Below are 26,115 nucleotides of genomic sequence, written 5' to 3' on the forward strand. Positions count from 1 at the left end.
CTGTTGCGACAAATGCGACATAGCTGAACCGCAGGAACAAGCCGGTGTCATGACCGGTTCAGCCGCCGATGATAAGAAATAACAAAGACAAAAAGACAGAAGGCATCTCTCCCGATGAATAATAATCGCCTCTCGCTTTCGATCCGCGCCGCGTTGCTGGCAGCGACCGCGATCGCATCGACGCCTGTATTGGCGGCCGACGAGCAAGTCGCCGACCCGGCCCTCTCGACCTCCAATATCGACGATGGCGAAGAAGATATCGACGGCGAGGAAATCGTCGTAACCGCCCCCCGTCTTGCCGGGCAACTCGATACCGACTTCGCGGCGGAGGCCGAACTCGATGAAGCGGCGATCGCCAGTTACGGCGCATCGTCGATCGAGGAACTGCTCGACGCTCTCGAACCGCAGACGCGGTCGGGCCGCGGCCGCGGCGGCGGGCGCCCGGTGATCCTCGTCAACGGCCGCCGGACTTCCGGGTTCGGCGCGGTGCGCAACATCCCGCCCGAGGCGATCGCGAAGGTCGAAATCTTTCCCGAAGAAGTCGCGCTGCAATATGGCTATGCGGCGACCGAGCGCGTCGTCAATTTCGTGCTCAAGCCCAATTTCCGGCAGGTGTCGGCCGAGGCCGAGGCGGGCATCCCGACACAGGGCGGACAGTTCAAGAGCGAGTTCGAACCGGCCTTCATCGCCATCGGACAGAACGGCCGGCTCAATCTCAACGGGAGCTGGGAGCATCAGACGATGCTGCGCGAGGACGAGCGGAACCTCGTCTATGACGACCCGGTCCTCGCGGCCGGCGCCCCGGCGCGCAGCCTGTCGCCGGCGAGCGACACCTATGTCATCGACGGGACGCTGGTGCGCAACATCGGCAAGGTGACCGAGGCGTCGGTCAGCCTGCGCTTCGACCAGACCGACAGCCTCAGCCTGCTCGGTCCGGGTCCGGGCGGCGCGACCGATCCGCTCCGCCGCGACAGCCGCAGCCAGAACTGGACCAGTTCGGCCAGCGTCAACGGCATGCTCGGCGACTGGCGCTGGTCGGTCACCGGCAATTATGCCGACGCCGATACGCGCACCTTCACCGACCGCGACAGCGGCACGCGCGACCGCTTCGACAGCAGCCAGCAGAGCTTCGGCGCCAATACCAATTTCTCGGGCAGCCTTGGCGACGGCTGGGCGGGACCGATCCGCGTGTCGGCGACCGCCGGCTATTCGGGGCTCCGCTTCGACAGCCGCTCGCAGCGCGGGACGACGATTACCACCACCGACCTCGCGCGCGACGTGCCGAGCGCCTTCGGTTCGCTCAACATCCCGCTGCTCGATCCCGACTATAATGTCGGCCCGTTCCGGGTGTCGGCGACGCTCAGCGGCCAGATTCAGAAGCCGAGCGATTTCCAGACGCTCAAAAATTGGGGCGCCAACCTCAATTTCAACTTCACCGACAATCTGTCGCTGGTTGCGAGCTTCAACAGCGATGAGGAAGCGCCGACCGTGACCCAGCTCGGCGCGGCGCCGCAGGTGACCGACGGCGTCACCTATTATGATTTCCGTACCGGGCAGACGGTGCTGATCTCGACGATCAGCGGCGGCAATCCCGACCTGCTTGCCGAGCGCCGGCGCGATTTCAAGCTGGGGCTCAACTGGGCGCTGCCGATGGTCGACGGTCTCAATTTCTCGATCAATTACAACAGCAACAAGAGCTATGACACGGCGAACAGCCTGCCGGTGCTCACCCCCGAGATCGAGGCGGCTTTCCCCGGCCGCGTCATCCGCGACGACGATGGCAATCTGCTGTCGATCGACCAACGCCCGATCAATTTCGACCGCGCCAGCAATTCGCAGATTCGCTGGGGCTTCAATTTCGGCAAGAGCTTCGGACAGAAGGACGAAGCGGGCGGTCGTGGTCGCGGCGGTGCGGGCGAAGGGCGCGGAGCAGGCGGCCCGCCGCCCGGATCCGGCGACGGGCAGGCGGCGCCCGCGGGCGAAGGGCGGCCGCGGGCAGATGGCGAGCGCCGGCGCGGTGGGGGTGGCGGCGGCGGCTTCCGCGGCATGGGTGGCGGTCGCGGCATGTTCGGGCAGCAACAGCAGGGCGGCCGCTGGCAGGTGTCGCTCTATCACACCATCAAACTGACCGACAAAGTGCTGATCGGACCCGGCGTCCCCGAACTCGATCTGCTGGGCGGCTCGGCGACCGGTAGCGGCGGCGGCAGCAACCGTCATCTCGTCGAACTCGACGGCGGGCTGTTCTACAGGGGCTTCGGGACGCGCGTCAGCGCGAAATATGACAGCGGCAGCAGCATCGTCGGCGGGGCCAACGGCGACCTGAAGTTCCACGACCTCGCGACCTTCAACCTGCGCTTCTTCGCGGATTTCAACCAGATGCCGAAGCTGACCGAGGATTTGCCCTTCCTCAAGGGTTCGCGCCTGCGCCTGTCGATCGACAATCTGTTCGACGCGCAGCGCAAGGTAACCGACGGCAGCGGCGTCGTGCCGCTGAACTATCAGCCGGGGTACACCGATCCGCTTGGCCGCTATGTCGAGCTGGAGTGGCGCAAGGCCTTTTAGGCCCTAGGCGGTGGCCGGCGCTGCGGCGGCGTGGCGGGGCATCGGCTCGACGGGGATGAATGTGAGCGCCTTCAGGAATTGCTGGGTGCAGTTCGGCCAGTTGTAGCGTGCACCCAGCGTCGCCGCGTCGGCCCGGTCGCACGCCAGCGCGGCGGCAATTGCGGTATCGAGATGATCGTCGAGCGCGCCCGCACCGTCACGGACGATGTCGCCGGGCCCCGGGACCGGATAGGCAGCGACCGGCGTCCCGCACGACAGCGCCTCGATGACCACCAGACCGAAAGTGTCGGTACGGCTGGGAAAAACAAAGACATCGGCGCCGGCATAAGCGCTGGCCAGGGCTTCGCCGCCGAGCTTGCCGAGGAAGAGCGCGTCCGGATGCAGCGCCTTGAGCTCGGCGAGCGCGGGACCGTCGCCGACGATCACCTTGGTGCCGGGCTGCGTGGTATCGAGGAAGGCGCCGATATTCTTCTCGACCGCGACGCGTCCGACATAGAGCTGGATCGGCCGCGTCAGCCCTTGATAGGCCGGATATGGAGCGCGATCGGAGCGGAACAGTGCATGATCGACACCCCGTTCCCACATCATCGTCTGCCCCAGTCCCTGTTCGGCGAGTTCGCGCGCGAGGCTGCGGGTCGCGACCATGATGTGGCGCGCGGGCCGGTGGAACCAGCGGATGAAGCGCCAGACGAAGGCAGGCGAGACGGGGAGCCGCGCCGCGACATATTCAGGAAAGCGCGTGTGATAGGCGGTGGTGAAGGGAAAGCCGTTGGTCAGGCACCAGCGCCGCGCCGCGAGGCCGAGCGGCCCTTCGGTCGAAATATGGATCGCCTGCGGGCCGAACCGCTCGATCAGCCGCCCGACCCTGCGCGCGCCCGCAAAAGCGAGGCGGATCTCGCCATAGCTGGGGCAGGGGATCGAGCGGAACAGGTCGGGCGATATTACCTCGACCTCATGGCCGCCCTTGCGCAATTCGCCGATCGTCGCTTGCAGCGTGCGGACGACGCCATTGACTTGCGGCTCCCATGCGTCGGTGACGATCAGTATCTTCATGCGGCTCGCGCCGGTGCGGGCAGTTCGAGCGTTGCGGGTACCGAACGCGCCGCAACCTCTTCGGCCCAGTGTAATATCTCCATCGTGCCGTCGTGATGCTCGACCAGCGCGGTGCAGCCTTCGACCCAGTCGCCGTCGTTATAATATTCGGTGCCTTCGATCTCGCGCATCTCGGCGCTGTGGATGTGACCGCAGACGACACCGTCGACCCCCCGCGAGCGTGCGGCGTGTGCCACCACTTCTTCGTAGCGGCCGATGAACTGCACCGCGTTCTTGACCTTGTGCTTGGCGACCATCGACAGCGACCAATAGGGAAGGCCGAGCTTGCTGCGCACCGCGTTCACGACGACGTTGCACTTCATCAGCGCAGTGTAGGCAGCATCGCCGACAAAGGCGAGCCAGCGGTGCGCCAGCATCACCGCGTCGAATTCGTCGCCGTGAACGACGAGCAGCTTTCTGCCGTCGGCGGTCTCGTGGACCGCCTCGCGGCGGATTTCGACGCCGCCGAAGTCGAAGCCGTCGAACGGCTTGACCATCTCGTCATGGTTGCCGGGAACATAAACGACGCGGGTGCCGCGCTTGGCGCGCTTGAGCACCCGCCAGACGACGTCATTATGCTCGGGCGGCCAGAAGTGCCGCTTCTTGAGCCGCCAGCCGTCGATGATGTCGCCGACGAGGTAGAGCGTCTCGCAGTCGACATGGTCAAAAAAGTCGATCAGCATCGCGGCGTTGCAGCCGCGCGTGCCAAGGTGGATGTCGCTGACCCAGACGGTGCGATAGCTTCGCCGCTTGCCGATCACGCGTTCGGGAATATGCGGATCGGTCGTGAACGGGTCGGGAAAGCGGGCGGGGATCGGCAGGGTCGAAATCGTGGCCATGTCGCACTCCGGAAGCAGCCTTTGCTGCTCCCGGCCTAGACAGGAGATTTGTTACATGCGGAGAATCGAACCCGCGACAGTTTGAAGAAAGTTTGGCGGCGGATTTGTGACGATTATCCCCCTCCCGCAGGCGGGAGGGGTTAGGGGTGGGCGCGAGCGTAGCGAGCATCTGCGCAGGCAGTTGCCCACCCCGCTGCGACAAGGCAGCAAGCTGCCAAGTCTCGCTGCCCCTCCCGCCTGCGGGAGGGGAGGATCAGACCCGGCGGATCACCAGATTGCGGATTTCGCTCATATCCTCCATCGCGAAGCGCACGCCTTCGCGTCCCAGCCCGCTGTCCTTGACGCCGCCATAGGGCATGTTGTCGACGCGGTAGCTCGACACGTCGTTGACGACGACCCCGCCGACATCGAGCGTGTCCCACGCATCGAGCACTTGATGGATGTCGCGCGTGAAGATGCCCGCCTGCAGCCCGAACTTGCTGTCGTTGACTTCCGCCATCGCCTTGTCGAACTTCTTGAACTTCGACAGGATGGCGAGCGGCCCGAAGGCTTCCTCGCGATAAGCCTTCGACTTGCGGTCGACATTTTCGAGCAACGTCGCTTCGAGCATCGCGCCGTCGCGCTTGCCGCCGGTGAGCAGCTTGGCGCCACCCGCGACCGCTTCCTGGATCCAGCCGTCGAGCCGCGCGGCCTCCTTTTCGGAAATCATCGGGCCGATGAAGGTGTCGCGCTTCTTCGGATCGCCCGCGATCAGCGTCTTCGTCCGCTTGACCAGCATCGCGCGGAACTTGTCGTAGATATCCTCGTGGATGATGATCCGCTGCACCCCGATGCACGACTGTCCCGACTGGTAGAAGGCGCCGAAGATGATCCGCTCGAGCGCATGCTTGAGGTCGGCGTCCTTGTCGACGATCACCGCCGCGTTGCCGCCGAGTTCGAGAACGATCTTTTTCTTCCCCGCCTTTGCCTTGAGGTCCCAGCCGACCCCGGGCGATCCGGTGAAGGAGAGGAGTTTCAGCCGCTCGTCGGTGGTGAACAGGTCGGCGCCGTCGCGGCTCGCGGGCAGGATGCTGAACGCGCCTTCGGGCAGGATGTCGCACTCGGCGAGCACCTCACCCATGATGATCGCACCGAGCGGCGTCATCGACGCGGGCTTCATCACGAAGGGGCAGCCCATCGCGATCGCCGGCGCGATCTTGTGCGCGGCGAGGTTGAGCGGGAAGTTGAACGGCGAGATGAAGCTGCAGGGTCCGATCGGCACGCGCTTCCACATTCCCATATAGCCCTTGGCGCGGGCGCTGATGTCGAGCGGCTGGACCTCGCCATAATTGCGCACCGCTTCCTCGGCGGCGATGCGGAAGGTATCGATCAGTCGCGTGACTTCGCCCTCGGCATCGTTGATCGGTTTCCCGGCCTCGACGCACAAAGCATAGGCAAGTTCGTCGAACCGTTCCCGGAAGCGCGTAACGCAATGGTTGAGCACCGCCTGTTTCTCGAAGCTCGCAAGCCGCGCCATCGGCTCGGCTGCGCGCACGGCGCCCGCGATCGCCTCGTCGATCACATCCGGCGTAGCGAGCGCGGTGCGAAAGGCCGGCTTGCCGGTATATTTGTCGGTGACGACCAGATCGGTGTTCGGCTGTGCGGCCTTGTTGTTGAGGTAGAGCGGATAGACGGGTTTCAACTTCACAATCATTCTCCAACGCTGTCATCCCCGCGAAAGCGGGGACCCAGGGGCGGTACAATCAAACGTTGAGCCGGTCGTACAGGTCGAGCCATTGCGGATTGTCTCTTTCGATCAGTTCCAGCTTCCACGCCCGGCGCCATTTCTTGATCGCCTTTTCACGCGCAATAGCTTCGCTGACGTCAGGGAAGGCTTCCGCATGCACCAGGCGGTGAACGCCGTAACGTTCGGTAAATTGTGACCCTTGCCCATTACGATGCTGGCTGCAACGCGCTGCGAGATCTCCCGTCACGCCCGTGTAGAGCGTACCGTTGCGTCTGCTGGCAAGGATATAAACGTGATAGGTTTGATCCATCTCGCTCCTGGGTCCCCGCTTTCGCGGGGATGACAAGAAAACAGGCGGTGGCGAAGGCTTACAATTCCTTCGACAGCTTCTTGATGTCGATGTTCAAAATCTGGTCATTCTCCGAATAATCGACCGGGCAGTCGATCAGATGCACGCCCGGCGTGTCGCGGGTGTGCGCGAGCAGTTCCTTCAAATGCGCGGCGCTTTCGACGCGGTGGCCCTTGGCGCCATAGCTTTCGGCATATTTGACGAAATCGGGGTTGCCATAGGTCAGGCCCCAATCCTTGAACCCCATATTCGCCTGTTTCCAGCGGATCATGCCATAGCTGTTGTCGTTGAGGATCAGCACGGTGATGTTGAGGCCGAGGCGCACCGCGGTCTCCATCTCCTGACTGTTCATCATGAAACCGCCGTCGCCGCAGATCGCCATCACCTTGCGCCCCGGATAGACCATCGCCGACATCATCGCGCTCGGCAGCCCGGCGCCCATCGTCGCCAGCGCATTGTCGAGCAGCACGGTGTTGGGGCGATAGGCGGTGTAGCCCCGCGCGAACCAGATCTTGTAGACGCCGTTGTCGAGGCAGATGATCCCGTCGTCGGGCATCGCGTCGCGGATCGACTGCACCAGATGCGGCGGAAAGATCGGGAAACGCGCATCCTCGGCGAGCGGCGCGGTATGTTCGACCTCGGCCTTGCGATAGGCGAGCAGATGGTCGAATTTCCAGCCGCCGTTGGGGACGATATCTTCCTTCATCTGCCAGACGGCATTGGCGATATCGCCTATCACCTCGATGTCGGGGAAATAGACGGGGTCGACTTCGGCGGTCTTGGTCGAGACGTGGATGACCTTCGGCCCGCCTTGCTTCATGAAGAAGGGCGGCTTTTCGATCACGTCATGCCCCAGATTGACGATGCAATCGGACGCCTCGACCGCGCGGTGGACGAAATCGCCGGCGCTCAATGCCGCACAGCCGAGAAATTTCGGATGCCGCTCGTCGATCACGCCCTTGCCGAGCTGGGTGGTGAGGAAGGGGATGCCGGTCTTTTCGATGAATTGCAGCAGCATGCGGCTCGTCATCGTGCGGTTCGCGCCGGCGCCGATGACGAGGACGGGCGAGGTCGCTTCCTCGAGCGCCTTCACCGCCTCGCGGATCGACTTGACGTCGGCGGTCGGCCGGCGGCTGTGGCTGCGCTTGAGCGGCAGGCTGTCGGTATGTTCGTCGGCGATGTCCTCGGGCAGCTCGATATGCACCGCGCCCGGCTTTTCCTCCTCGGCAAGGCGAAAGGCCTCGCGCACCCGGCTCGGGATATTGTCCGACGAGGCCATCTGGTGGGTATATTTGGTGATCGGCCCCATCATCGCGACGACGTCGAGGATCTGGAAGCGGCCTTGTTTGGATTTCTTGATCGGCTTTTGCCCGGTGATCATCATCATCGGCATGCCGCCGAGCTGTGCGTAAGCCGCAGCGGTAACGAAGTTGGTCGCGCCGGGTCCGAGCGTCGCGAGGCAGACGCCGGTCTTGCCCGTATGGCGGCCATAGGTCGCGGCCATGAACCCCGCGCCCTGTTCATGGCGGGTCAGGATCAGCTTGATCTTCGTCGAGCGTGACAGGCTGTCGAGGAAATCGAGATTTTCCTCACCCGGAACGCCGAAAATATATTCGACGCCTTCTTCTTCCAGGCACTCGATGAACAGGTCGGATGCTTTTTTCATATGCCAGTCGCCCCCTCAGCCACGCACCACCCCGGTGCGGCCCCAAGTCATGCTGGCGACCCCTCAGCACATATGTCGTTGCAGCGGCTCTCGTCGTAGGCCGCGAGTCCCTGCTGCACCGGGAAGCGGTTGTAACGAGGGGGAAAGGGGTTGTCACCCTGCGACGCGGACCGCCTCGGGTCAGCGCCCGTCGAGCCAGAGATCGCGGTCGAGACGGCCCGAAACCTCCGAACCGGCAGGGATTTCGGCACTCCGCCCCGTCGCGATGAACGGGAAGGCGAGGAAAGCAACCGCCGTCGCTGCGGCATCGTCGGCGCCATGTTTGCCGCGCGCTTCCAGCATCCCGCTGACGCGCAGCGTGCCGCCGGGCAGCTCGGCATACAGCAATTGCACATCGAGCTTTCCGGACCTTCCGAAAGCGCCCCGTTTTTCGGCCCGCTGCAACTGGGCGACGACCACGGTATCGATGGGGATGACCGTTACGCCGTCGACGACGACCGGTGCTGCAACCTTCAGATAGAGAAGGTCGCCTTTGACGCTCTTCTGGCTGGAGATGCTGTTGGTAGTGACGAGGTCGATAACCGATCCGGCGGGGACAAGTAGCCGCGCTGCGGACACGGCCGGGGCGGTCTGCGTTGGCGTGCCGTGTTCCTGCCCGCTTGCGGGCAGCGCCAGCGTCAGTCCGGCGCATGCCGCCCATATGCGGAGCGGCGTCACAAGCCGGCCGGCAGTGCGCGCGGGAGTTCGGTGTCCTGTTCGACGAAGCCCGTCATCAGTTCGCCTGCCTTGATCTTGGCGTTATTGCCCTTGGCAAACAGGCCAAGCGGGCCAAGGGCAAGGACACCAAGCGCAGTTTCTCCGCCGCCGCCCGCGCCTTTGGCGGCGTTGGCTCCGCTGATCGGAATCTGCAGCGCGCCGCTTTCGACATACAGCAGCTTCGCTTCGAGCGACCCGGCCTTGCCGACATTGCCGCTTTTCTTCACGGTCAACACTTCGCCCCACGCCGTGGCGCCGACGGGTATGACGACGACACCATCGATTACCACCGGCTTGTCGACGCGCAGCTTGAACCGATGGCCTGCCAGATGGGTCTTTGTCGTTACTTCTGACACGACCATGAAGTGGATCGGTGTATCGCGCCGCAATATCAGCGGCGGCACGGCTGCCATCGCGGCCGGTTCTGGGGCGACCTGTCCCGCATCGATCGCGATCGAGGTGGGTTCGGGGGCCGGCAGGATCTCTGCCGCCGAAGCAAGCCATATCGCCGCCGCCGCGGCCTGAATCGATATCATGATATCCCCCTGTAAACCCCGGGACTTAGGCCACGGACTGCCCGCTTTGCCAATAGAGATTCTGATTGACGTCCCCACGCGGCACGGCGAATTACAGCGGACTTAACGGGGGAGCAGAAAATGAAACGAATCAAGATTGTTGCAGCTGTGGCTATTGCGGCCGCGGCCATTTCGACGCCGGCCATGGCGAAGAAAAAGGACGTGACTTATGTGATGGTCAACGAGGAGATGGGTGTGCCCGTTTTCCCCTATGACATCACCGACAAGCCCTACAAGATCATCGGCGTCGTGACCGCGGGGGTTCGCAAGGCGACGATATTCAGCAAGGAGCCGTCGCAGCAGAAAATCTATAACGAGATATGGGAACGCGGCGAAAAGCTGGGCGCCGACGCCGTGATCGGCGCCAAATATGGCGACAGCCATGTGACCGCGCTGAGCTGGGGCAATACGAAGGCTGGCGGCGTCGCGATCAAGTTCCTGACTGCCGAAGAAATCGCCGCGGGCACAAAAGGCGATACGCTTGAGGGTTTCGACCCCGAAGCGTGGACCGGCAAGAAGATGTAAACATCGGATATCCGGGGAAGAGGAAGGGGAGCGGCGATGCTGCTTCCCTTTTTTCTGCGAATGCTCAATCGATGTCGAACAATCCCGCGAGTTGCTCGACCATCGTCCCGCCCAATTGTTCGGCGTCCATGATCGTCACCGCGCGGCTGTAGTAGCGCGTGACATCATGCCCGATGCCGATCGCGCACAGCTCGACCGGGGAGCGGTTCTCGATCCATTCGATCACCTGACGCAGATGCTGGTCGAGATAGGCGCCATGATTTACCGACAGCGTCGAATCGTCGACCGGCGCGCCGTCCGAAATCACCATCAGGATGCGGCGTTCCTCGGGACGATTGACGATCCGGTGGTGCGCCCACATCAGCGCCTCGCCGTCGATATTTTCCTTGAGCAGCCCCTCGCGCATCATCAGCCCCAGCGACTTGCGCGCGCGGCGATAGGGTTCGTCGGCGGGCTTGTAGATGATGTGGCGAAGGTCGTTGAGGCGGCCGGGATGGGCGGGGCGCCCTGCGGCTAGCCAGTCTTCGCGGCTCTGCCCGCCTTTCCATGTCCGCGTCGTGAAGCCGAGGATTTCGGTCTTCACGCCGCAGCGTTCGAGGGTGCGCGCGAGGATGTCGGCGCTGATCGCGGCGATGCTGATCGGCCGTCCGCGCATCGAGCCCGAATTGTCGATCAGCAGCGTGACGACGGTGTCGCGGAAATCGGTATCGCGCTCGATCTTGTAGCTGAGCGAATGGCCGGGCGAGACGATGACGCGCGCCAGCCGCGCGGCGTCGAGCTGGCCTTCCTCCTGATCGAAATCCCACGCGCGGTTCTGCTGGGCCATCAGGCGGCGCTGGAGGCGGTTGGCGAGCTTGGTCACCGCGCCCTGCAGATGCGCCATCTGCTGGTCGAGATAGGCGCGGAGCCGCGTCAGTTCGTCGGCGTCGCACAGTTCGGTGGCGAGGATGATCTCGTCATGCTTTTCGGTGAAGCGGACATAGTTGAAATCGGGAACGTCGGTCGGCAGGCGGTTGGGGCGCACGGGCAGCATGCCCTCGTCGCCTTCGCCGCCCATCTCGGGTTCGCCGTCGGCTTCCATTTCCTGCGCGTCGGGGTCGGTGTCGCCGTCGTCGGCCTGATCACCCGCCATTTCGGCGCGCGCGTCGACCTGGCTTTCCCCGGCGCCGCCTTCTTCGCTTTCCTGTTCCTCGGGCGATTTCTCGGCTTCGGACTGGTCCTCGTCACCGCCGTCCTCGGCGCCCTCCTCCATCGGCTCGTCGCCATAGATGAGGTCGAGGTGGCGGAGGGCGAGCTTCGCGGTCTCGGCGAACGCCGCCTGATCGTCGAGCAGCATCGACAGCGCGGTGATATCGGCGCCCGCGTCCTTGGCGATCCATTCGCGGACCAGCGACAGGCCGGTCTCGGTACCCTGCGGCGCCTGTTCGCCGGTCAGCGCCTCGCGCAGCATCAGTTCGAGCGCGCTCGACACCGGCACTTCGTCGCGGTTCTGCGCGCGGCTGATCGGGTCCGACCGCATCCGCATCGTCAGCGCCGCCGACAGATTGCCGCGCATCCCGTCCATGTGGCGCGCGCCCAGAGCTTCGATCCGTGCGCGTTCCATGGCGTCGAAAGCGGCGGCGGCAAGCGGTTCTGCCGGCCGCGCAGCGGCGTGCAGTTTCTCGCTGTGGTGCTTCATGCGCAAGGCGTAGCTGTCGGCGAAGCCGCGCGCTTCGGCGACCTGTTCGGCGGGCAGGGTGCGCGACGGGGTCGGCACCTTGATCGCCTTGCCGATCTGCGCCGGGGCGTCGGCGGTAAATCCGACCTCGACCTCGGCATCGCGGGTGACCGCGCGCGCGACGCTCGACAGCGCGGCCTTCAGATCGTCGAGGGGAGAGGAGGCAGACATCGAGTCGGCTCTAACCAGCTTTGCCGCGTGAAGGAAGAGCTACTCCTTCGTCACCCCGGATCCAGGGTAACGAAGTGGGTGTAGGTCGGGCGATAGCTATGCTCGCTTGACCCGGCACCGCAAGGGTTGCATCCGGCAACCTATGGTCTCCCCCGCTATCTCTCCCATGAAAAAGCCGTGGATCGTTATCCTCTGCGCCGCCTTCATCGTCACGCTGGCGATGGGCGTACGGCAGAGTTTCGGCCTGTTCCTGCCGCAGATGAGCGTCGATATCGGCATCAGCCGGTCGGACTTCGGCCTTGCGATGGCGCTCCAGAATCTGCTTTTCGGTCTTGTCCAGCCGTTCGTCGGCGCGCTCGCCGACAAGCATGGCGCCGGACGCGTCGTGCTCGCCGGGGCGCTGCTCTATGCGCTCGGACTGGTCGGGGCGGCCTTTGCGACCGATGCGATCGGGCTGCATATCAGCTTCGGAATCCTTATCGGCATGGCGCAGTCGGCGACGACGTTCGTCGTGGTGCTCGGCGCGGTCGGGCGCGTCGTTAGCCCCGAAAAGCGCAGCAGCGCTTTCGGTATGGTCACCGCAGGCGGTTCGCTCGGGCAATTCCTTGTCGTGCCGCTCGCCTCGATGCTGCTCGGCGATCTCGGCTATCACCAGACGCTGTGGATCATGGCGGGGCTGGTGGCGCTTTGCGGCCTGCTGGCCATCGGCGTTGCGGGCCGGACCGACAGCAATCCGGGTATAACCGCTGCCGTCGAACAGACGGCGCGCGAGGCACTCCGCGAAGCTGCGGTTCACCGTGGTTATTGGCTGCTCAACGCGGGCTTCTTCGTCTGCGGTTTCCATATCGCCTTTATCGCGACGCACCTGCCCGCCTATCTCGACGACAAGGGGCTCGGCATCGAAATCGGGGCGCAGGTGCTTGCGCTCGTCGGCCTGTTCAACATCCTCGGTTCCTACGTGTTCGGGCGCGCGGGCGACCTGATGCGCCAGAAATATGTACTGTCGGTGCTTTACGTCGCCCGCTCGGCGGTCATTGCGCTGTTTCTATTCCTGCCGCTGACCCATTGGACCGCGCTCGCTTTCGCGGGGGCGATGGGGTTCCTGTGGCTCGGCACCGTGCCGCTGACCAGCGGTATCGTCGGGCGCATCTTCGGCGTCCGCTATCTGTCGATGCTCTATGGCATCGTCTTCCTCAGCCATCAGGTCGGCAGCTTTTTCGGCGCGTGGATGGCGGGGCTGATCTTCGACGCCACCGGCAGCTACGATATCGCATGGGGCTTCGCGATCGCGCTCGGCCTGTTCGCCGGGATCGTCCACCTGCCGATCGCCGACGCGCCGGTCAAACGGCTGCAACCGGCATGAAGCTCGCTCGGCAGGACTGGGTGGCGCTCGGCCTGTTTGCCCTGATCGCGGTCGGCGGGCTGTGGCTGTGGACCGGCGAGGGGCCGGTCGTCTGGCTCGCCGATTTCGCGGTCCTCTGCGGTTTCGGCTGACCGCGCCTATTCGTTTTCGGAGCCGCCGGTGATGCGGTTGCAGATCAGGTCGTCTTCGGGCTTTGGGTTCCCGGGATCGGGCAGCAAGCGGAAGACATGGCCAAGCTGCGTCGCCGTCCGTTCGGGCCGCGTCCGTTTGCCTGCGACGACGTCGATGAAATCGCGGCACGCGACAGCGCTGCGCAGGAAATTGCTGTGCCCTGTCGATCCGCGCGATACGTCGGTCGTGTCGACGACGGTCATTCCCGAAATCGCGACCGGATAGCAGCGTTCGGGCAATCCCTTCGCCTTCAGATCGGCTGCCTCGAACGGGTCGAAGCAATAGGGCGAGCCGAGGCGCGGATAACCGTGCAGCGCGCGCGAGGCAGCGAGCGCCTTGTCGGCGCGCGAGACATAGACGGTGATCCGCCGGTCGCGCGCGACGCGCCGCGCCGACAACACCTCTTCCTCGATATCGCGCTCGAACGTCTCGCGGTCGATGTCGGGCGAGGCGAGGATGATGTTCGAGATATTGCTGCTGTCGGCGCTGCTCGACGTGCGGTCGACATAGGAAATCGCGGGGATCACCAGCCGCGCGCCGAGCGAGTGCGAGACGATGACGATTTCCTTCACCCAGCTCTGTTCGGCGAGCGACTTCAGGAAGATGCGGAAATTGCGCACGTCGTGGTACATGTTGGTTTCGTCGACGACATAGCCGAGCACCTTGTGCTGCGATGGCCAGCTATAGGCGATAACCGGCCCGTCGAAGCCGGTCATCCGGGCGATCTGCGCGGCATCCTTCGTCGTCGTCTCGAAATTCTCGCGATAGCCATGGACATAGAGCAGGACGCGGCCTTGGCGCCGGTCGGTTTCGGCGCGCAGCGCCGCCCACCAGTCGGCGTCGGTCTGGAAGGCGAGCGGAGTCAGAAACTCCTTCTTCTTGGCGATCTCGACATCGCGTGGCGGGGCGAAACGCCCGTAACGCACCTTGTCGCCGCGATATTGCAGCAGGCGGATATCGGCAGTGCGGCAGTCGGGCAGGCGGCTCGTCGCGAAGAACAAAGGCAGCGCTTCGCCATCGACCGCGGCGCCGGGCTGCGCGGTGCAGCGGGGATCGGCGACATAATCGGCGTGGCGGACCTTGCCATAGTCGACCGGAGTGATGCAGCCGCCGAGCAGCAGTGCGGTCAGGATCGCAGGAAAGGGCGTCGTTCGCATGGCGGCTTCCATCTTCGGTCCGGCGCGTCGCGCGATGCTGGCAGGAGAACATCGCCTTTGGAAGGCGAAAACGGCAGCGTCAAGGAGTATTGATCGAATAACACACTTCGCTTATCGAGAGACCGCAGGCGCCGTGCAGACGCCGGTTTGGGGGAGATGTCCGTGTCGCTGTTCGCCGCCCTGCTGCTGGTCACCGCCGCCAGCCCGCCGCTGCCCTATGAACCGGCTTTCGACCCTCGCGACCTCAAGGCGGGGGTGGCGGGGGAGGTCGGCGAAGCGCTCGTCCTCGGCACCCCGCATCTTTCGGGCCTGCCCGACAGCTTCGCTCCCGAAAGCCTCGAGCCGCTGCTGGCGCGGCTCGCGGCGTGGAAGCCGGGGATCATCGCGGTCGAGGGATTGTCGGGCCGCGATTGCGAGCTGCTTATGCGCTACAAGCCGCTCTATCCGGGGGCATCGGACTATTGCTGGGATCCCGCGCCCGCGCAGAAGGTGATCGGTCTCGATATGGTGGCAGCAACGGTGGAGGCGGAGCGCCTGCTGGCCGCCTGGCCCGCACAGCCCGCGCCGGGCGACCGCCGTCGCCTTGCGGGACTGTTTCTCGCCGGCGGCGAACCGGCCTCTGCGCTTGTCCAGTGGCTGCGGCTTCCCGCAGACGAACGCCGCGCGGGCGATGGCCTCGACGACACGCTCGTCGCGGCGCTCGAAAAGCTGCGGACGCGCCGTAACGAGAATTTTCTCCTCGGGTCGGTGCTCGCCGCCCGGCTGGGGTTGGAGCGCGTCTACGCGGCCGACTACCACAGCGCCGACGCGACGACGGCGTCGCTCGACAAAGATCCGGGCTATGCGGCGGCGATGCAGCGTATCTGGGAAACGCCGCAGCTCAAGGACCGGATCGCCGCCGAAAAGGCGCTGGAGGCAAAGCTCGATGGCGACGGGGTGATGGCGCTCTATCGCTTCTATAATCGCCCTTCGACGATGCGCCTCGCCTTCGACACCGATTTCGGTCCCGCGCTCGCCGATGCCACGCCGCAAAACTATGGACGCCGCTACACCGGCTGGTGGGAGGTGCGGAACCTGCGCATGGTCGCCAATGTCCGCGCCGCGATGGCGGAGCGGCCGGGGACGCGCACGCTCGCGATCGTGGGTGCGTCGCACAAGGGCTATTTCGAGGCCTATCTCGCCATGATGCACGACGTCCGGCTGGTCGACGCCGAGACCCTATTGAAGTGACCGGTTATTTGCCGATCACGCTTTCGGGCAGGTCTTCGCCGAACACGCGCTGATAATATTCGGCGACGATCATCCGCTCGGCCTCGTCGCATTTGTTGAGGAAGGTGAGGCGGAAGGCGAAGCCGAGATTGTTGAAGATCGCGGCATTCTGCGCCCAGCTGATCACCGTGCGCGGCGACATCACGGTCGAGATATCGCCGTTGATGAAGCCCTGACGGGTCAGGTCGGCGACCTTGACCATATTGGCGACGGTCGTCTCGTCGGTGTTCGGCACCTTGGCGAGGATGATCGCGCTTTCGGTCGCCGCGGGCAGATAGTTCAGCGTCACGACAATGTTCCAGCGGTCCATCTGGCCCTGGTTGATCTGCTGCGTCCCGTGATAGAGCCCGCTCGTGTCGCCGAGCCCGACGGTGTTCGCGGTCGAGAAGAGGCGGAAATGCGGGTTCGGGCGGATGACCCGGTTCTGGTCGAGCAGGGTCAGCTTGCCTTCGGTCTCCAACACGCGCTGGATCACGAACATCACGTCGGGACGCCCCGCGTCATATTCGTCGAAGACGAGCGCGGTCGGGGTCTGCAGCGCCCAAGGGAGCAGGCCTTCGCGGAATTCGGTGACCTGCTGGCCGTCCTTCAGCACGATCGCGTCGCGGCCGACGAGGTCGATGCGGCTGATATGCGCGTCGAGGTTGACGCGGATGCACGGCCATTTGAGCCGCGCCGCGACCTGTTCGATGTGGGTCGACTTGCCGGTGCCGTGATAGCCCTGCACCATCACGCGGCGGTTATATTTGAAGCCCGCAAGGATCGCGAGCGTCGTGTCGCCGTCGAAGACATACGCCGGATCGAGGTCGGGGACGCGCTCGTCGGCCTCGCTGAACGCGGGGACCTTCATGTCGATATCGACGCCGAACACCTCGCGCGCATCGACCTCGGTATCGGGCGCCGAAAGGAGCGTCGAGCCGTGGTGGTCGGGAAGGCTGTTCGGAATATCGGTCATGGCAAAGGTCCAGCGAGTGCGTACGGGAGAGAGTCGCCGCCGGGCGGCGCTTCGGCTGTCGCGGTATCGCCATGGGTTGCGGCTTGCAACGCCTTTCGTGGCGATATCCTACAGGAGGCCGAGCGCCTTCATCACCGCCGACTGGTCGTAATAGGGACGTTCGCAGACGATCTTGTCGCTGCCGGGTGCGAACTGGAAGCTCGCCGCCATGCGGATACGGAACGCCTTGCCGGTCGGCTCGATCGTCCGCACGCCGAGGCGCAGCGGGCCGAGGTGGGTGCCGGTCAGCCAGAATTCGACCAGCACCGTGTCGGTATCGGCATCGGCGGCGATCGCGATCACCTCGTTCGCCTGATCGGGAAATGGCTCGCGCGACGAAGCGAAATAGGAACGGACCGCCGTCTCGCCGTCGAAGATGGTGCCGGGGCCCATCAACTCGTAGCGCGGATGCTCGAAGGTCGCGAGAACGCCGTCCCAGTCGTGCGTGATCTCGAGCGCCATGTGCCGGCGCACCACTTCGATCCTTGCCTCATCGAGATCGGTCATCGTTCCTCTCCTATGCAAAGGCCTTCGTCTTGCGCAGCAATTGATACGCCTGAACTACCTCGCCCAGCCGCGTTTCGAAACTGCGATCGCCGCCATTCCGGTCGGGATGATATTTGCGGACGAGTTCGCTGTATCGCCGCCGCAGCGCCGCACGGTCGGCGTCGGCGGGCAGGCCAAGCAGCTGCATCGCGTCATGTTCTTCGCGCGACAGGCCGGGATTGGCGGCCTCGCGCCGCGCCTCGTCCATGCGCTGGCGGAAACGCGCGCCCAAGGCGTCCATCGGATCCCTGAAATCGGCCCAGCGCGGCGGCAGGTCGGCGCTGCCCGCGGCGCGAAAGGCGCGGCTTTCGGTTTCCCAGCCGGCGGTGGGCGATTGTGCCGCCATGATCTGGTCGGCGGTCATGCCGTCGAAATAATTATAACCCGCATTATGTTCGCGCACATGGTCGAGGCACAGCCAGCGGTACGGCGGCGGCCCGTCGGGCGAGCGGTGCGGTGAGGCGGGCGCGCGAAATTCGCCGGGTTCCTCGCACCCGGGAACGGCGCAAGCGGCTTCGCGCGGGACGCGGCCGTGGAATCGGTTGGACCTGGGGCTTGTCATGCTGTTCTTTCCTCCCCAACATGGGGGCATGAGCGAAAAAGGTCCAGTGCAACGCGAGATGGAGGAGCTGCTGACGGCGGCTTTTCCCGACGCGAAATTCATTCTCAGCAACGACAGCGCCAGCCATCACGGCCATTCGGGCGACGACGGATCGGGCGAATCGCATTTCAGTCTCGCCATCGAGTGGCCGGGATTCGCAGGGCAGAATCGCGTCGCGCGCCAGCGCGCGGTGAACAAGGCGCTCGGCGACCTCCCAGGGCAGCGCGTCCACGCGCTCGCGATCAAGGCGACGGCGCCGGGCGAATAGGAGGAGCGGACGTGGACGAGCATCGTGTCTATAAATACAGCTTTGCGAGCGTCTATCCGCACTATGTCACCAAGGCCGAGCGCAAGGGGCGCACCCAGGCGGAGGTCGACCAGATTATCCGCTGGCTGACCGGATACAGCCAGCAGCAACTCGACGATCAGATTGCCGCCAAGACCGACCTTAGGGGGTTTTTCGGCGACGCGCCCGCGATGAATGCGGCGCGCGACCAGATCAAGGGCGTGATCTGCGGCATTCGCGTCGAAGAGATTGCCGAACCGCTGATGCGCGAGATCCGCTACCTCGACAAGCTGATCGACGAACTCGCGAAGGGCAAGGCAATGGAGAAGATCCTGCGCGCCGCCGATCCCGGCAAGCCCTGAGCAACCACGCCAAAAGGATAGCCGATGTTCGAAATCATCACTCCCTCGACCCACGACCTCGGCGCCTTCGAGGTGCGGCGGACGCTGCCCAACAAGGCGCGGACGATGGTCGGACCCTTCATTTTCGTCGACCAGTTCGGCCCGGCGCATTTCGACATCGGCAAGGGCATGGATGTGCGCCCGCATCCGCACATCAACCTCGCGACAGTGACCTATCTGTTCGAGGGCGCGATCGATCACCGTGACAACCTCGGCACCTATGCGACGATCCGCCCCGGCGCGTGCAATCTGATGACCGCGGGCAGCGGTATCGTCCATTCGGAACGCACGCCCGCCGCCGAGCGCGCGACCGGATCGCCGATCTCGGGAATGCAGACCTGGCTCGCGCTGCCCGACGGCAAGGAAGAGATCGACGCCGCGTTCGAGCATGTCGCGAAAGACGATTTGCCGCTGATCGAGGACGGCGGCGTGTCGGCGCGTGTCATCATGGGCAGCCTTTGGGGTGCGACCTCGCCGATCACCCAGCATGCGGCGACCATCTACGCCGATATCCTGATGAACGCAGGGGCGTCGATCCCGATCGAGGCGGAGGCCGACGAGCGCGCAGTGCTCGTCGCGCTCGGCGACGCCAGCCTCGATGGCGAAGCGCTCGACCGTTACAGCCTCTATATCCTGAAACCGGGGCAGGCGATGACGCTGCGCGCCGACAGCGACGCGCGGGTGATGCTGCTCGGCGGCGAGGCTTTCGCGACGCCGCGGCATGTCTGGTGGAATTTCGTCAGCTCGTCGCGCGACCGGATCAATCAGGCCAAGCACGACTGGAAGGAAGGCAAATTCCCGCTCGTCCCCGGTGACAGCGAGGAGTTCATCCCGCTTCCCGAAGTGCCCAAGACTGTGAGCTATCCGTGAGCCTGCTGCTTGCGCTGGCGATGACGCCGCCGCCGCCCGAGCCGATATTTGCGTGCAGTTTCGGGGCGAAGCAGTTGGTGATCGCCGAAGCGGGCGGCGCGCTCATCTATCGGTATGGCACCGCGACAAAGACCGAACTCCGCCTCGTCGCGAATGCCGCGAGCAACCGCGTATTCTATCACCGCACGCTCTATCCGCGCGCCGAGGATCAGACGCTCCGCTTCGTGAACGGCGAATATAATTATGTCGTCTACGCCCACTGGTCCGCTCCGAGCGCGGGGATGACCGAGGAGGCTTCGACGCCCGAAAGCCATTATGGCGGGCTGATCGTGATGCGCGGCGAGAGGGAATTGGCATCGTATCGCTGCAGCCGCGGCGGCGACATGCGCGAATGGCCGATCTTCAAGACGCTGCCGACCGACGAAACGAACATGACGCCGCCCGAATAGTGAATCCTTCGGCGTTGCGGCTTGCCAGCCGAAGCGATCGCCGCCAGATTGGTTTTGAAAAGAAACCAAAAGGAGCGGAATATGATCGGCGATTTCGAACAGCGGCGGGTGGCGCTTTCGACCGGGATCGAACTCGACGTCGTCGATATGGGGCCAAAGGAAGCCCCCGCGCTGATCTTCCTTCACGGTTTCCCCGAGTCGCACCGTACCTGGCGCTACCAGCTCCCGCATTTTGCCGATCGCTTCCGCTGTATCGCGCCCGATCAGCGTGGCTATCGCGGCTCGTCGAAGCCGCAGGATGCTGCTTCCTATTCCGGTGACAAGCTGATCGCCGACATCTTTGCGCTCGCCGATGCGCTGGGCGTCGGGACATTCACGATCGTCGGCCACGACTGGGGCGGCGCGATCGCGTGGGGCGTTGCGCTCGGCGGCCAGCCGGACGGACTGTTTCCGGCATGGTCGGGCCGCGTGACGCGCGCGGTGATCGCCAACGCGCCGAACCCGGCGATCTTCCAGAAATTGTTGTTGACCAACCCCGACCAGCGCGCCGCGAGCCAGTATATCCGCACCTTTCGCGATCCCGCGAGCGACGCGATCATCGAGGCGCACGGCATCGCCGGGCTCCTCGCGCACGCCTTCGCCGACAAGGTACCGAGCGGGGGCATCCAGCCGCCCGACGAGATCGCCCGGTCGCTCAAGGATTGGGAAGATCGCGACACGTGCCGCGCGATGATCAACTGGTATCGCGGGTCGGCAGTCACCGTGCCGGCGATGGACGAACCTTATGCCGAGCCGCCTGCCATGCCTTTCCCCAAGCTCGCCATCCCGACGCTGGTGATCTGGGCGCTCGACGATGTCGCGCTGCCGCCGTGCAATCTCGACGGCATCGAAGAACTGGTCCCTGATGCCACGATCGTCGAGGTTCCCGGATGCGGCCATTTCGTGCCGTGGGAGGCGCCGGACGCCGTCAATACGGCGATGGACGACTTTCTTGCGCAAAGCTGACGCGGCACCGGCGCCCGGCCGGCGCCGTCATTTCGTCGTGTAACCACCGTTCACCAGCACGGTCTGACCGGTCATCCACCAGCCGTCGGTAACGAGGAAGCGGATCCACGGCACGATATCCTCGATATCGGTGAGGCCGGTCTTCGAAAAGGGGGACAGCGCCGCTGCGGTCTTATGATAGGCGACCGCGTCTTCGCCCTCGGCCGGGTAGAAGAAGGGCGTATCCATCGGCCCCGGTCCGATCGCGGTTACCGAAATGCCCCGTTCGCCGAATTCCTTCGACGCCGCGCGCGTATAATGTTCGACCGGTGCCTTGGTACCGGCGTAGCTGGAGTAGAAAGGCGTATAGGCGCCGAGCAGCGACGTCACGAGCGTGCAGACTTTGCCATTGTCGCTGACATGCTTTCCGGCCTCCTTCAGGAAGAAAAAGGCCGATTTCGAATTGACCGCGCTCATCGCGTCGAACTCGGCTTCGCTGATATCGACCATCGGCTTTTTCAGCACCTTGCCGATCGTGTTGATCGCAATGTCGATGCCGCCCATCGCGTCCTTCGCGCTGGCGAACAGTTTTTCCATGGCGCTCGCCGAGGTCAGATCGGCTTGCATGGCGTGGCCCTTCGCGCCCGCCGCTTCGATTGCGGCGACCGTTTCCTCGGCCTCCGCGCGCGACGCTTCGCTGTTGTAGTGGACGTAGACGGCACGCGCTCCCTGCAAGGCGAAGTCGCGCGCAATCAACCCGCCGAGGTTCTTGCCGCCGCCGGCGATGAGAACCGCTTTTCCTGCGATATTATGGTCAGCCATGATCATCTTCCCGAATATCAGGAAAGGAGAACTTTCCTTGCGATTGACCCGGACCGCGAGCCTGACCAGGCAGGCGGCGCCCGCGAGGATATGGCAAAACGGTGACCGGAAAAAGTGGCGGGCAACGGGGTTGGCGCTGCCCGCCGGGAGGGGTCGGTTTCCGGTGGACGGGGTCCACCAAATCCTTGCCCCAATTCCCTAGTCCACGTCGGGAATTGAAGGCGCGAGTTAACCATAAAAGCCGCCAATATTGCAGGCTTTCAGATTCTCCCACACTTGCCATAGTCGCGTAATGGAAGTGGGCGGACTGAGGGTGGCATCGATCGTCAAGCGGATCGAGGGCCCTGGCAGCTGGACGATCGAACGCGACGTTCATGCGCTGATCCTGCACGAGGCGGGAAGCTATCACTGGCTGGAAACCTGGCTCGACGGCCGCCGAACGTCGCTCGGCGACCCATTGCCGGGCGAGATATGGCTGGCGCCCGCCGGGCATAGCTATCGCGCGACGGCGCAGGGCGGCGGTGTGCGTTATATCGAGGTCGAAATTCCGTCCGAACGATTGGCTGTTCCACCGGCCGCGCGGGCGCTCGCCGGCTATCACGATCCCGCGATGGCTGCGCTCGTTCGCGCACTGGCGGCGGGCGACGCCGAAGCTGCCGATGCGCTGGTCGCGATGCTTGCCGAAACCTTGGGCGGCATGACGTCGCCAGCCGAACCGCGCGCCATCGCACGGCGGATCGATGATCTGCTGGCGTTCATTCAGACGCGACTCGAAGCGCCGCTGACATCGCGCGAGATGGCGGCGCGTGCGGGCATGTCGGTGAATAGCCTGATCGTCCATTTCACGCGTGCGACAGGGCGCACGCCGGCGCAATATGTGCTGCACCAGCGGCTCCGTCGGGCATGCTGGTTCCTGATGCACCGGCCGCTGACGGTCGCCGAAATTGCCTTCGCTACCGGCTTCTCCAGTCATGCGCATCTGTGCGCGGCGTTTCGTCGCAAGCTCGGCATGTCGCCGGGACAATGGCGCCGCAGCTCCGCTTCGGCTATCATGACCGAGGGGGAGGCCTGACGAATGTCACACACGGCTGTCATGCTGCTCGCGGGGCTTGCCCTGCTGATCGTCTTGCGCCTCGCCGTCCGCGACGCACGGCGTGCGACCCGCCTGTTCCTTTCGTTATGGTTGATCGCGTCGATCGGCAACCTGCTCGTCGGGGTGCTCTACGCGGGCTATGGCTGGGCCGAGGAATCGGTGATCGGCTTGCTCGTCTTCGGCGTTCCGGCAGCGATCGCGTTGGGCGCGGCGCGTCTCGGCGCTAATCGGCGCTAATCGGCGGGATTGAGCAGGCAGCCGTTCGCACCGGCAAAGCGCGCGCTGCGCGAAGCGAGCAGCGGCACGCTGCCGGTGATCGTCTTCGTCGCCGGGTCTTCGGCCAGCGAGACCATCTCCATCCCCGGCTCGAAATCGCTCTGGCAGCTTTCGAGGCTGCGGCCCTGGACATAGCGGCACGAGCAACCGACTCGCGCGGCATAGGCGGAGCCGAGTTCGGCCTGCGCCTTGAACGACGGGAACTTCCAGATTGAGAAGACCGTCATCAGCGCGAGCAGGATCAGCACCCACGGCAGGCATCCGCCCCAGCGGCTCTGCCGCGGCCTGCCGCGCAGCTTCTTCGGCACCTCTGGCGGCGGGGCCGAAGGTGTCGGTGCGGGCGGTACTGGGTCGGGCGTTGCCGTGCCCGGTGGGTTGGTGTTAGTCACCGCAGCCATGATCACGAAAAAAGCCATGCTGGCAAGTGCCGCGCTCGTGATGCTGGGGGGCTGGTCGCTGACGCACGCGGCGGGGCAGGGCGCTATCGCTCCCGCATCGCCAGCACCGAGACTCGGCGCGTCGCTCGACGATGTCGCGCCGGTCGAAGCCTCGCAGGCGCTTCCCTCCCTCGATCCCGCGATCAAGGCCCGGGCCGATGCGCTGTTCGTCGATGCGGAAGATGTGGGGGAAACCCGCGCGCTGTACGTGCTCCGCGACGGCGAGCCGATCTACGAACGCTATGGTGCGGGCTTCGGCCCGGACAGCAAGCTGATCAGCTGGTCGATGGCAAAGAGCATTACCGCCGTGCTCACCGGTTTCCTCGTCTCCGACGGGCAGTTGTCGCTCGACGGCCCCGCCCCGGTCGCGGCGTGGCAGCGCAGCGGCGATCCGCGCGGTGCGATCACGCTCAAGCATCTTCTCCATATGTCGTCGGGGCTCGAGCACATCGAAAACGGCGATCCGGTCTGGGACGGCGACACGGTCGCGATGCTGTTCGGTGGCGGCGCGGGGGACATGGCCGCCTTTGCCGAAGCCAAGCCTGCGGCGGCACAGCCGGGCGAGGTTTTCAACTATAGTTCGGCGACCAGCGTCATCCTCGCCGACATATTGGCCGACACGCTGACCCCTTCGCAAAATCCCGCGGCCCGGCGCGATGCGGTGCGCGAGTTTATTCAGGGCCGTCTTGCCGAACCGCTCGGCATGACCAGCCTGACTCCCGAATTCGATGCGAAGGGCACCATGATCGGCGGCTCGATCATGCACGCGACGGCGCGCGACTATGCCAGGTTCGGCGAGTTCCTGCGCAATCACGGCGTCGTGAACGGCCAGCGGCTGCTACCCGAAACCTGGATGAACTTCATGCTGTCGCCGTCGGCGAACGACGCGGGCTATGGCGGGCATATCTGGCTCAACCGCCGCCGCCCAGCCGGCGCCGACGCGGCACTGTGGCCCGATCGCGGTCCGAACGACCTGTTCGCCTGCATCGGGCATCAGGGGCAATATATCATCGTCTCGCCGTCGCAGCGGGTGACGATCGTGCGGCTGGGCATCACCCGCGACGACCAGTTCCCGGCGTTGCGCCGGCATCTGGCGGATTTGACGGCCGCGCTCTGATTCGATCGTCGCCCCGTCGGCAGATCAGCCGGCGGGTTTCCGCTGCATCGCGCGAGCCCGGGAGACAGAGCGAAACAACGGCACGGTCAGGGTCGTCGATATCAGCGCCAGCGTTACCAGCACCGCAAAGACCGTCGGCGTGATCAGCCCCGCCTGCACGAGGATTGTTGCGGCGACGATTTCCATCAGGCCCTTGCACTGAAGCAACAGGCCCAGCCGGGTACGCTCGGTCATCTGCATGTCCGCCGCGGGCGGCGCGATATGCACCGCCGCCACCTTGGACAGGCCCGCGAGCAATAGCAGGGCCAGCGCCGCGCCGAGCGCTTCCGCAGTTACGACTGCGCCGTCGATGCTCAGTCCGCGATGCGCGAAAAACAGCGGCGACAGGCCGAACAGAGCCAGCTTGCCGAGCGCTTCCGGGTGCAATCGTTCCGCGAGCTGCCGCGGCGCCAGCATGCCGGTGAAATAGGCGCCGAGCAATTCGTGCAGGCCGAGCATGCTCGTCGCCCAGGCACCCGCTGCAAGATAGGCGATGCCGAGCGCGCCGCTGATCAGCATATGGTCGGGCAGCCGGTCGACAAACCGTCTGCGAACCGCGATCATCGCCGCGAAGACGGCGATCGCCCCGGCTTGCGGCAGGCCGCCGGCAAACAGCGAATCCGCTTCGCCCTTGTGCAGGAACAGCAATGCAGCGAGTCCGATCCACAGGATTGCGTCGTCGAGCGCCGCAATGCGAAGCGATAAATTGCCGAGCGGCCGATCTTCCATCGGCAATTCGCGGACGATTCCGACGAGCACCGGCAAGGCGCTGACCGCAAGGCACAGCCCGATCGCGCTCGCCGACAGCAGGCTTGAAACCCCCGCCGGCTGGGCGAGCACCATGTTCATCGCGCCCGACAGGATGACGACGAAACCGACCGCGAACGGCAAAGCAACGCCGACCAGCGCGGTGGTTACCACCCGGCCACCGGGCCTTGGCCCGGGATTTGCGGTGATCCGGGTTTCGAGTCCTGCGCTGAACGCGAGTATCAGCACCCCGAACCATCCGATCGTTTCGCCCCATTTCGACGGCCCGAGAACCGACTTGTCGAAGCCGAAACGATCCGCCGCGATCGCCACGGCGAGTCCGGTCAGGATCGGCAACACCGCCATGGGCACAGCGCCGCGGACGAGGCGCCAGCAGATAACGGGCACGAGCAGAAAGCAGGCCAGATCGATCAGAAACCCCATGGGCAAAGGCTAACCCCTGCCGGGCACCCGGACAAGCATTATTGTGAACGTTCTCTTTATAGCGAACCCCG

General features: G+C 64.7%; 28 protein-coding genes. 13 read left to right on the forward strand and 15 right to left on the reverse strand.

Going from position 1 to position 26,115, the window contains the following annotated elements:
- Positions 1–114: 114 nt before the first annotated feature.
- Positions 115–2,562, forward strand: a complete 2,448-nt coding sequence (locus tag LH19_RS03090) for a TonB-dependent receptor plug domain-containing protein (protein ID WP_054724838.1) — start codon at positions 115–117, stop codon at positions 2,560–2,562.
- A gap of 3 nt (positions 2,563–2,565) precedes the next feature.
- Here LH19_RS03090 and LH19_RS03095 read toward each other — a convergent pair whose 3' ends face one another.
- The 7 genes from LH19_RS03095 to LH19_RS03125 form a co-directional block, all read right to left on the reverse strand.
- Positions 2,566–3,615, reverse strand: a complete 1,050-nt coding sequence (locus tag LH19_RS03095; RefSeq protein WP_054724840.1) for a glycosyltransferase family 4 protein — start codon at positions 3,613–3,615, stop codon at positions 2,566–2,568.
- Complete coding sequence (locus tag LH19_RS03100) at positions 3,612–4,493, reverse strand: UDP-2,3-diacylglucosamine diphosphatase (protein ID WP_054724842.1); 882 nt, start codon at positions 4,491–4,493, stop codon at positions 3,612–3,614. Before LH19_RS03100 ends, LH19_RS03095 begins: the two co-directional genes overlap by 4 nt.
- 253 nt (positions 4,494–4,746) lie before the next feature.
- A complete protein-coding gene (locus tag LH19_RS03105) occupies positions 4,747–6,186 on the reverse strand; it encodes an aldehyde dehydrogenase family protein (protein ID WP_054724844.1) in 1,440 nt (479 codons plus the stop codon).
- A 49-nt stretch (positions 6,187–6,235) separates the two neighbouring features.
- Positions 6,236–6,529: a GIY-YIG nuclease family protein gene (locus tag LH19_RS03110; protein ID WP_054724846.1), complete on the reverse strand. Its 294-nt coding sequence runs from the start codon at positions 6,527–6,529 to the stop codon at positions 6,236–6,238.
- 58 nt (positions 6,530–6,587) lie between these two features.
- A complete protein-coding gene (locus LH19_RS03115) occupies positions 6,588–8,234 on the reverse strand; it encodes an acetolactate synthase large subunit (RefSeq protein WP_054588796.1) in 1,647 nt (548 codons plus the stop codon).
- Between the two features lie 180 nt (positions 8,235–8,414).
- Positions 8,415–8,951 (reverse strand): hypothetical protein, encoded by a 537-nt coding sequence (locus LH19_RS03120; RefSeq protein ID WP_054724847.1) that lies wholly within the window; start codon positions 8,949–8,951, stop codon positions 8,415–8,417.
- The gene (locus LH19_RS03125) at positions 8,948–9,526 is read right to left on the reverse strand and encodes a hypothetical protein (RefSeq protein WP_054724849.1); all 579 of its coding nucleotides are present in this window, start codon (positions 9,524–9,526) and stop codon (positions 8,948–8,950) included. The genes LH19_RS03120 and LH19_RS03125 overlap by 4 nt, the downstream gene beginning before the upstream one ends.
- A 120-nt stretch (positions 9,527–9,646) precedes the next feature.
- On the opposite strand from LH19_RS03125, the gene LH19_RS03130 reads away from it, so the two are divergent.
- Entirely contained in the window at positions 9,647–10,090 is a 444-nt protein-coding gene (locus tag LH19_RS03130) for a hypothetical protein (RefSeq protein ID WP_234716066.1), read from the forward strand.
- A gap of 64 nt (positions 10,091–10,154) precedes the next feature.
- On the opposite strand, the gene cobT is transcribed toward LH19_RS03130, so the two are convergent.
- Positions 10,155–11,978 (reverse strand): cobaltochelatase subunit CobT, encoded by a 1,824-nt coding sequence (gene cobT / locus LH19_RS03135; RefSeq protein ID WP_054724852.1) that lies wholly within the window; start codon positions 11,976–11,978, stop codon positions 10,155–10,157.
- A 166-nt stretch (positions 11,979–12,144) separates the two neighbouring features.
- Between cobT and LH19_RS03140 the strand changes: the two genes are divergently transcribed.
- Both LH19_RS03140 and LH19_RS29610 read left to right on the forward strand, forming a co-directional pair.
- Complete coding sequence (locus LH19_RS03140) at positions 12,145–13,341, forward strand: MFS transporter (protein ID WP_201258413.1); 1,197 nt, start codon at positions 12,145–12,147, stop codon at positions 13,339–13,341.
- Positions 13,338–13,472, forward strand: coding sequence for a hypothetical protein (locus LH19_RS29610; protein ID WP_257719781.1), 135 nt, complete (start codon positions 13,338–13,340; stop codon positions 13,470–13,472). Before LH19_RS03140 ends, LH19_RS29610 begins: the two co-directional genes overlap by 4 nt.
- Before the next feature lie 6 nt (positions 13,473–13,478).
- On the opposite strand, the gene LH19_RS03145 is transcribed toward LH19_RS29610, so the two are convergent.
- Entirely contained in the window at positions 13,479–14,669 is a 1,191-nt protein-coding gene (locus LH19_RS03145) for an alpha/beta hydrolase (RefSeq protein WP_054732931.1), read from the reverse strand.
- A 156-nt stretch (positions 14,670–14,825) separates the two neighbouring features.
- On the opposite strand from LH19_RS03145, the gene LH19_RS03150 reads away from it, so the two are divergent.
- Positions 14,826–15,899: a DUF5694 domain-containing protein gene (locus tag LH19_RS03150; RefSeq protein WP_054724856.1), complete on the forward strand. Its 1,074-nt coding sequence runs from the start codon at positions 14,826–14,828 to the stop codon at positions 15,897–15,899.
- Between the two features lie 4 nt (positions 15,900–15,903).
- On the opposite strand, the gene cobS is transcribed toward LH19_RS03150, so the two are convergent.
- The 3 genes from cobS to LH19_RS03165 all read right to left on the reverse strand — a co-directional run bounded on the left by cobS (position 15,904) and on the right by LH19_RS03165 (position 18,040).
- Complete coding sequence (gene cobS, locus LH19_RS03155; protein ID WP_054724858.1) at positions 15,904–16,893, reverse strand: cobaltochelatase subunit CobS; 990 nt, start codon at positions 16,891–16,893, stop codon at positions 15,904–15,906.
- Between the two features lie 108 nt (positions 16,894–17,001).
- Positions 17,002–17,439: an ester cyclase gene (locus LH19_RS03160; RefSeq protein ID WP_054724860.1), complete on the reverse strand. Its 438-nt coding sequence runs from the start codon at positions 17,437–17,439 to the stop codon at positions 17,002–17,004.
- 10 nt (positions 17,440–17,449) lie between these two features.
- A complete protein-coding gene (locus LH19_RS03165) occupies positions 17,450–18,040 on the reverse strand; it encodes a J domain-containing protein (protein ID WP_054724862.1) in 591 nt (196 codons plus the stop codon).
- Between the two features lie 28 nt (positions 18,041–18,068).
- On the opposite strand from LH19_RS03165, the gene LH19_RS03170 reads away from it, so the two are divergent.
- The 5 genes from LH19_RS03170 (at position 18,069) to LH19_RS03190 (ending at position 21,090) form a co-directional block, all read left to right on the forward strand.
- Complete coding sequence (locus tag LH19_RS03170) at positions 18,069–18,347, forward strand: BolA family protein (protein WP_054724864.1); 279 nt, start codon at positions 18,069–18,071, stop codon at positions 18,345–18,347.
- A gap of 11 nt (positions 18,348–18,358) precedes the next feature.
- Positions 18,359–18,727 carry a DUF2200 domain-containing protein gene (locus LH19_RS03175; RefSeq protein WP_054724866.1) on the forward strand — a complete coding sequence of 123 codons (369 nt, stop codon included), beginning with the start codon at positions 18,359–18,361 and terminating at the stop codon, positions 18,725–18,727.
- 24 nt (positions 18,728–18,751) lie between these two features.
- Complete coding sequence (locus LH19_RS03180; protein ID WP_054724868.1) at positions 18,752–19,636, forward strand: pirin family protein; 885 nt, start codon at positions 18,752–18,754, stop codon at positions 19,634–19,636.
- Positions 19,633–20,085 (forward strand): hypothetical protein, encoded by a 453-nt coding sequence (locus LH19_RS03185; RefSeq protein WP_054724870.1) that lies wholly within the window; start codon positions 19,633–19,635, stop codon positions 20,083–20,085. The genes LH19_RS03180 and LH19_RS03185 overlap by 4 nt, the downstream gene beginning before the upstream one ends.
- Before the next feature lie 81 nt (positions 20,086–20,166).
- The gene (locus tag LH19_RS03190) at positions 20,167–21,090 is read left to right on the forward strand and encodes an alpha/beta fold hydrolase (RefSeq protein WP_054724872.1); all 924 of its coding nucleotides are present in this window, start codon (positions 20,167–20,169) and stop codon (positions 21,088–21,090) included.
- Positions 21,091–21,117: 27 nt separating this feature from the next.
- Here the strand turns inward: LH19_RS03190 and LH19_RS03195 are convergent, their stop codons facing one another.
- Positions 21,118–21,891, reverse strand: coding sequence for an SDR family oxidoreductase (locus LH19_RS03195; protein WP_054724874.1), 774 nt, complete (start codon positions 21,889–21,891; stop codon positions 21,118–21,120).
- A gap of 313 nt (positions 21,892–22,204) precedes the next feature.
- Here LH19_RS03195 and LH19_RS03205 point away from each other — a divergent pair, with 313 nt between their 5' ends.
- Together LH19_RS03205 and LH19_RS03210 are read left to right on the forward strand one after the other, a co-directional pair.
- Complete coding sequence (locus LH19_RS03205; RefSeq protein ID WP_145923332.1) at positions 22,205–22,963, forward strand: AraC family transcriptional regulator; 759 nt, start codon at positions 22,205–22,207, stop codon at positions 22,961–22,963.
- Between the two features lie 3 nt (positions 22,964–22,966).
- On the forward strand, positions 22,967–23,221 hold the full coding sequence (locus LH19_RS03210) for a hypothetical protein (protein WP_054724881.1): 255 nt from the start codon (positions 22,967–22,969) through the stop codon (positions 23,219–23,221).
- Here the strand turns inward: LH19_RS03210 and LH19_RS29150 are convergent.
- Positions 23,218–23,658, reverse strand: coding sequence for a hypothetical protein (locus LH19_RS29150; protein WP_234716067.1), 441 nt, complete (start codon positions 23,656–23,658; stop codon positions 23,218–23,220). The two genes, LH19_RS03210 and LH19_RS29150, sit on opposite strands and share 4 nt — an antisense overlap.
- Between LH19_RS29150 and LH19_RS03220 the strand changes: the two genes are divergently transcribed.
- Entirely contained in the window at positions 23,657–24,814 is a 1,158-nt protein-coding gene (locus tag LH19_RS03220) for a serine hydrolase domain-containing protein (RefSeq protein WP_054724883.1), read from the forward strand. The genes LH19_RS29150 and LH19_RS03220 overlap by 2 nt on opposite strands.
- 24 nt (positions 24,815–24,838) lie before the next feature.
- Here the strand turns inward: LH19_RS03220 and LH19_RS03225 are convergent, their stop codons facing one another.
- Positions 24,839–26,044, reverse strand: a complete 1,206-nt coding sequence (locus LH19_RS03225; protein ID WP_054724884.1) for a cation:proton antiporter — start codon at positions 26,042–26,044, stop codon at positions 24,839–24,841.
- Positions 26,045–26,115: the final 71 nt, after the last annotated feature.

This window comes from Sphingopyxis macrogoltabida (genome assembly GCF_001314325.1).
Lineage (GTDB): Bacteria > Pseudomonadota > Alphaproteobacteria > Sphingomonadales > Sphingomonadaceae > Sphingopyxis > Sphingopyxis macrogoltabida.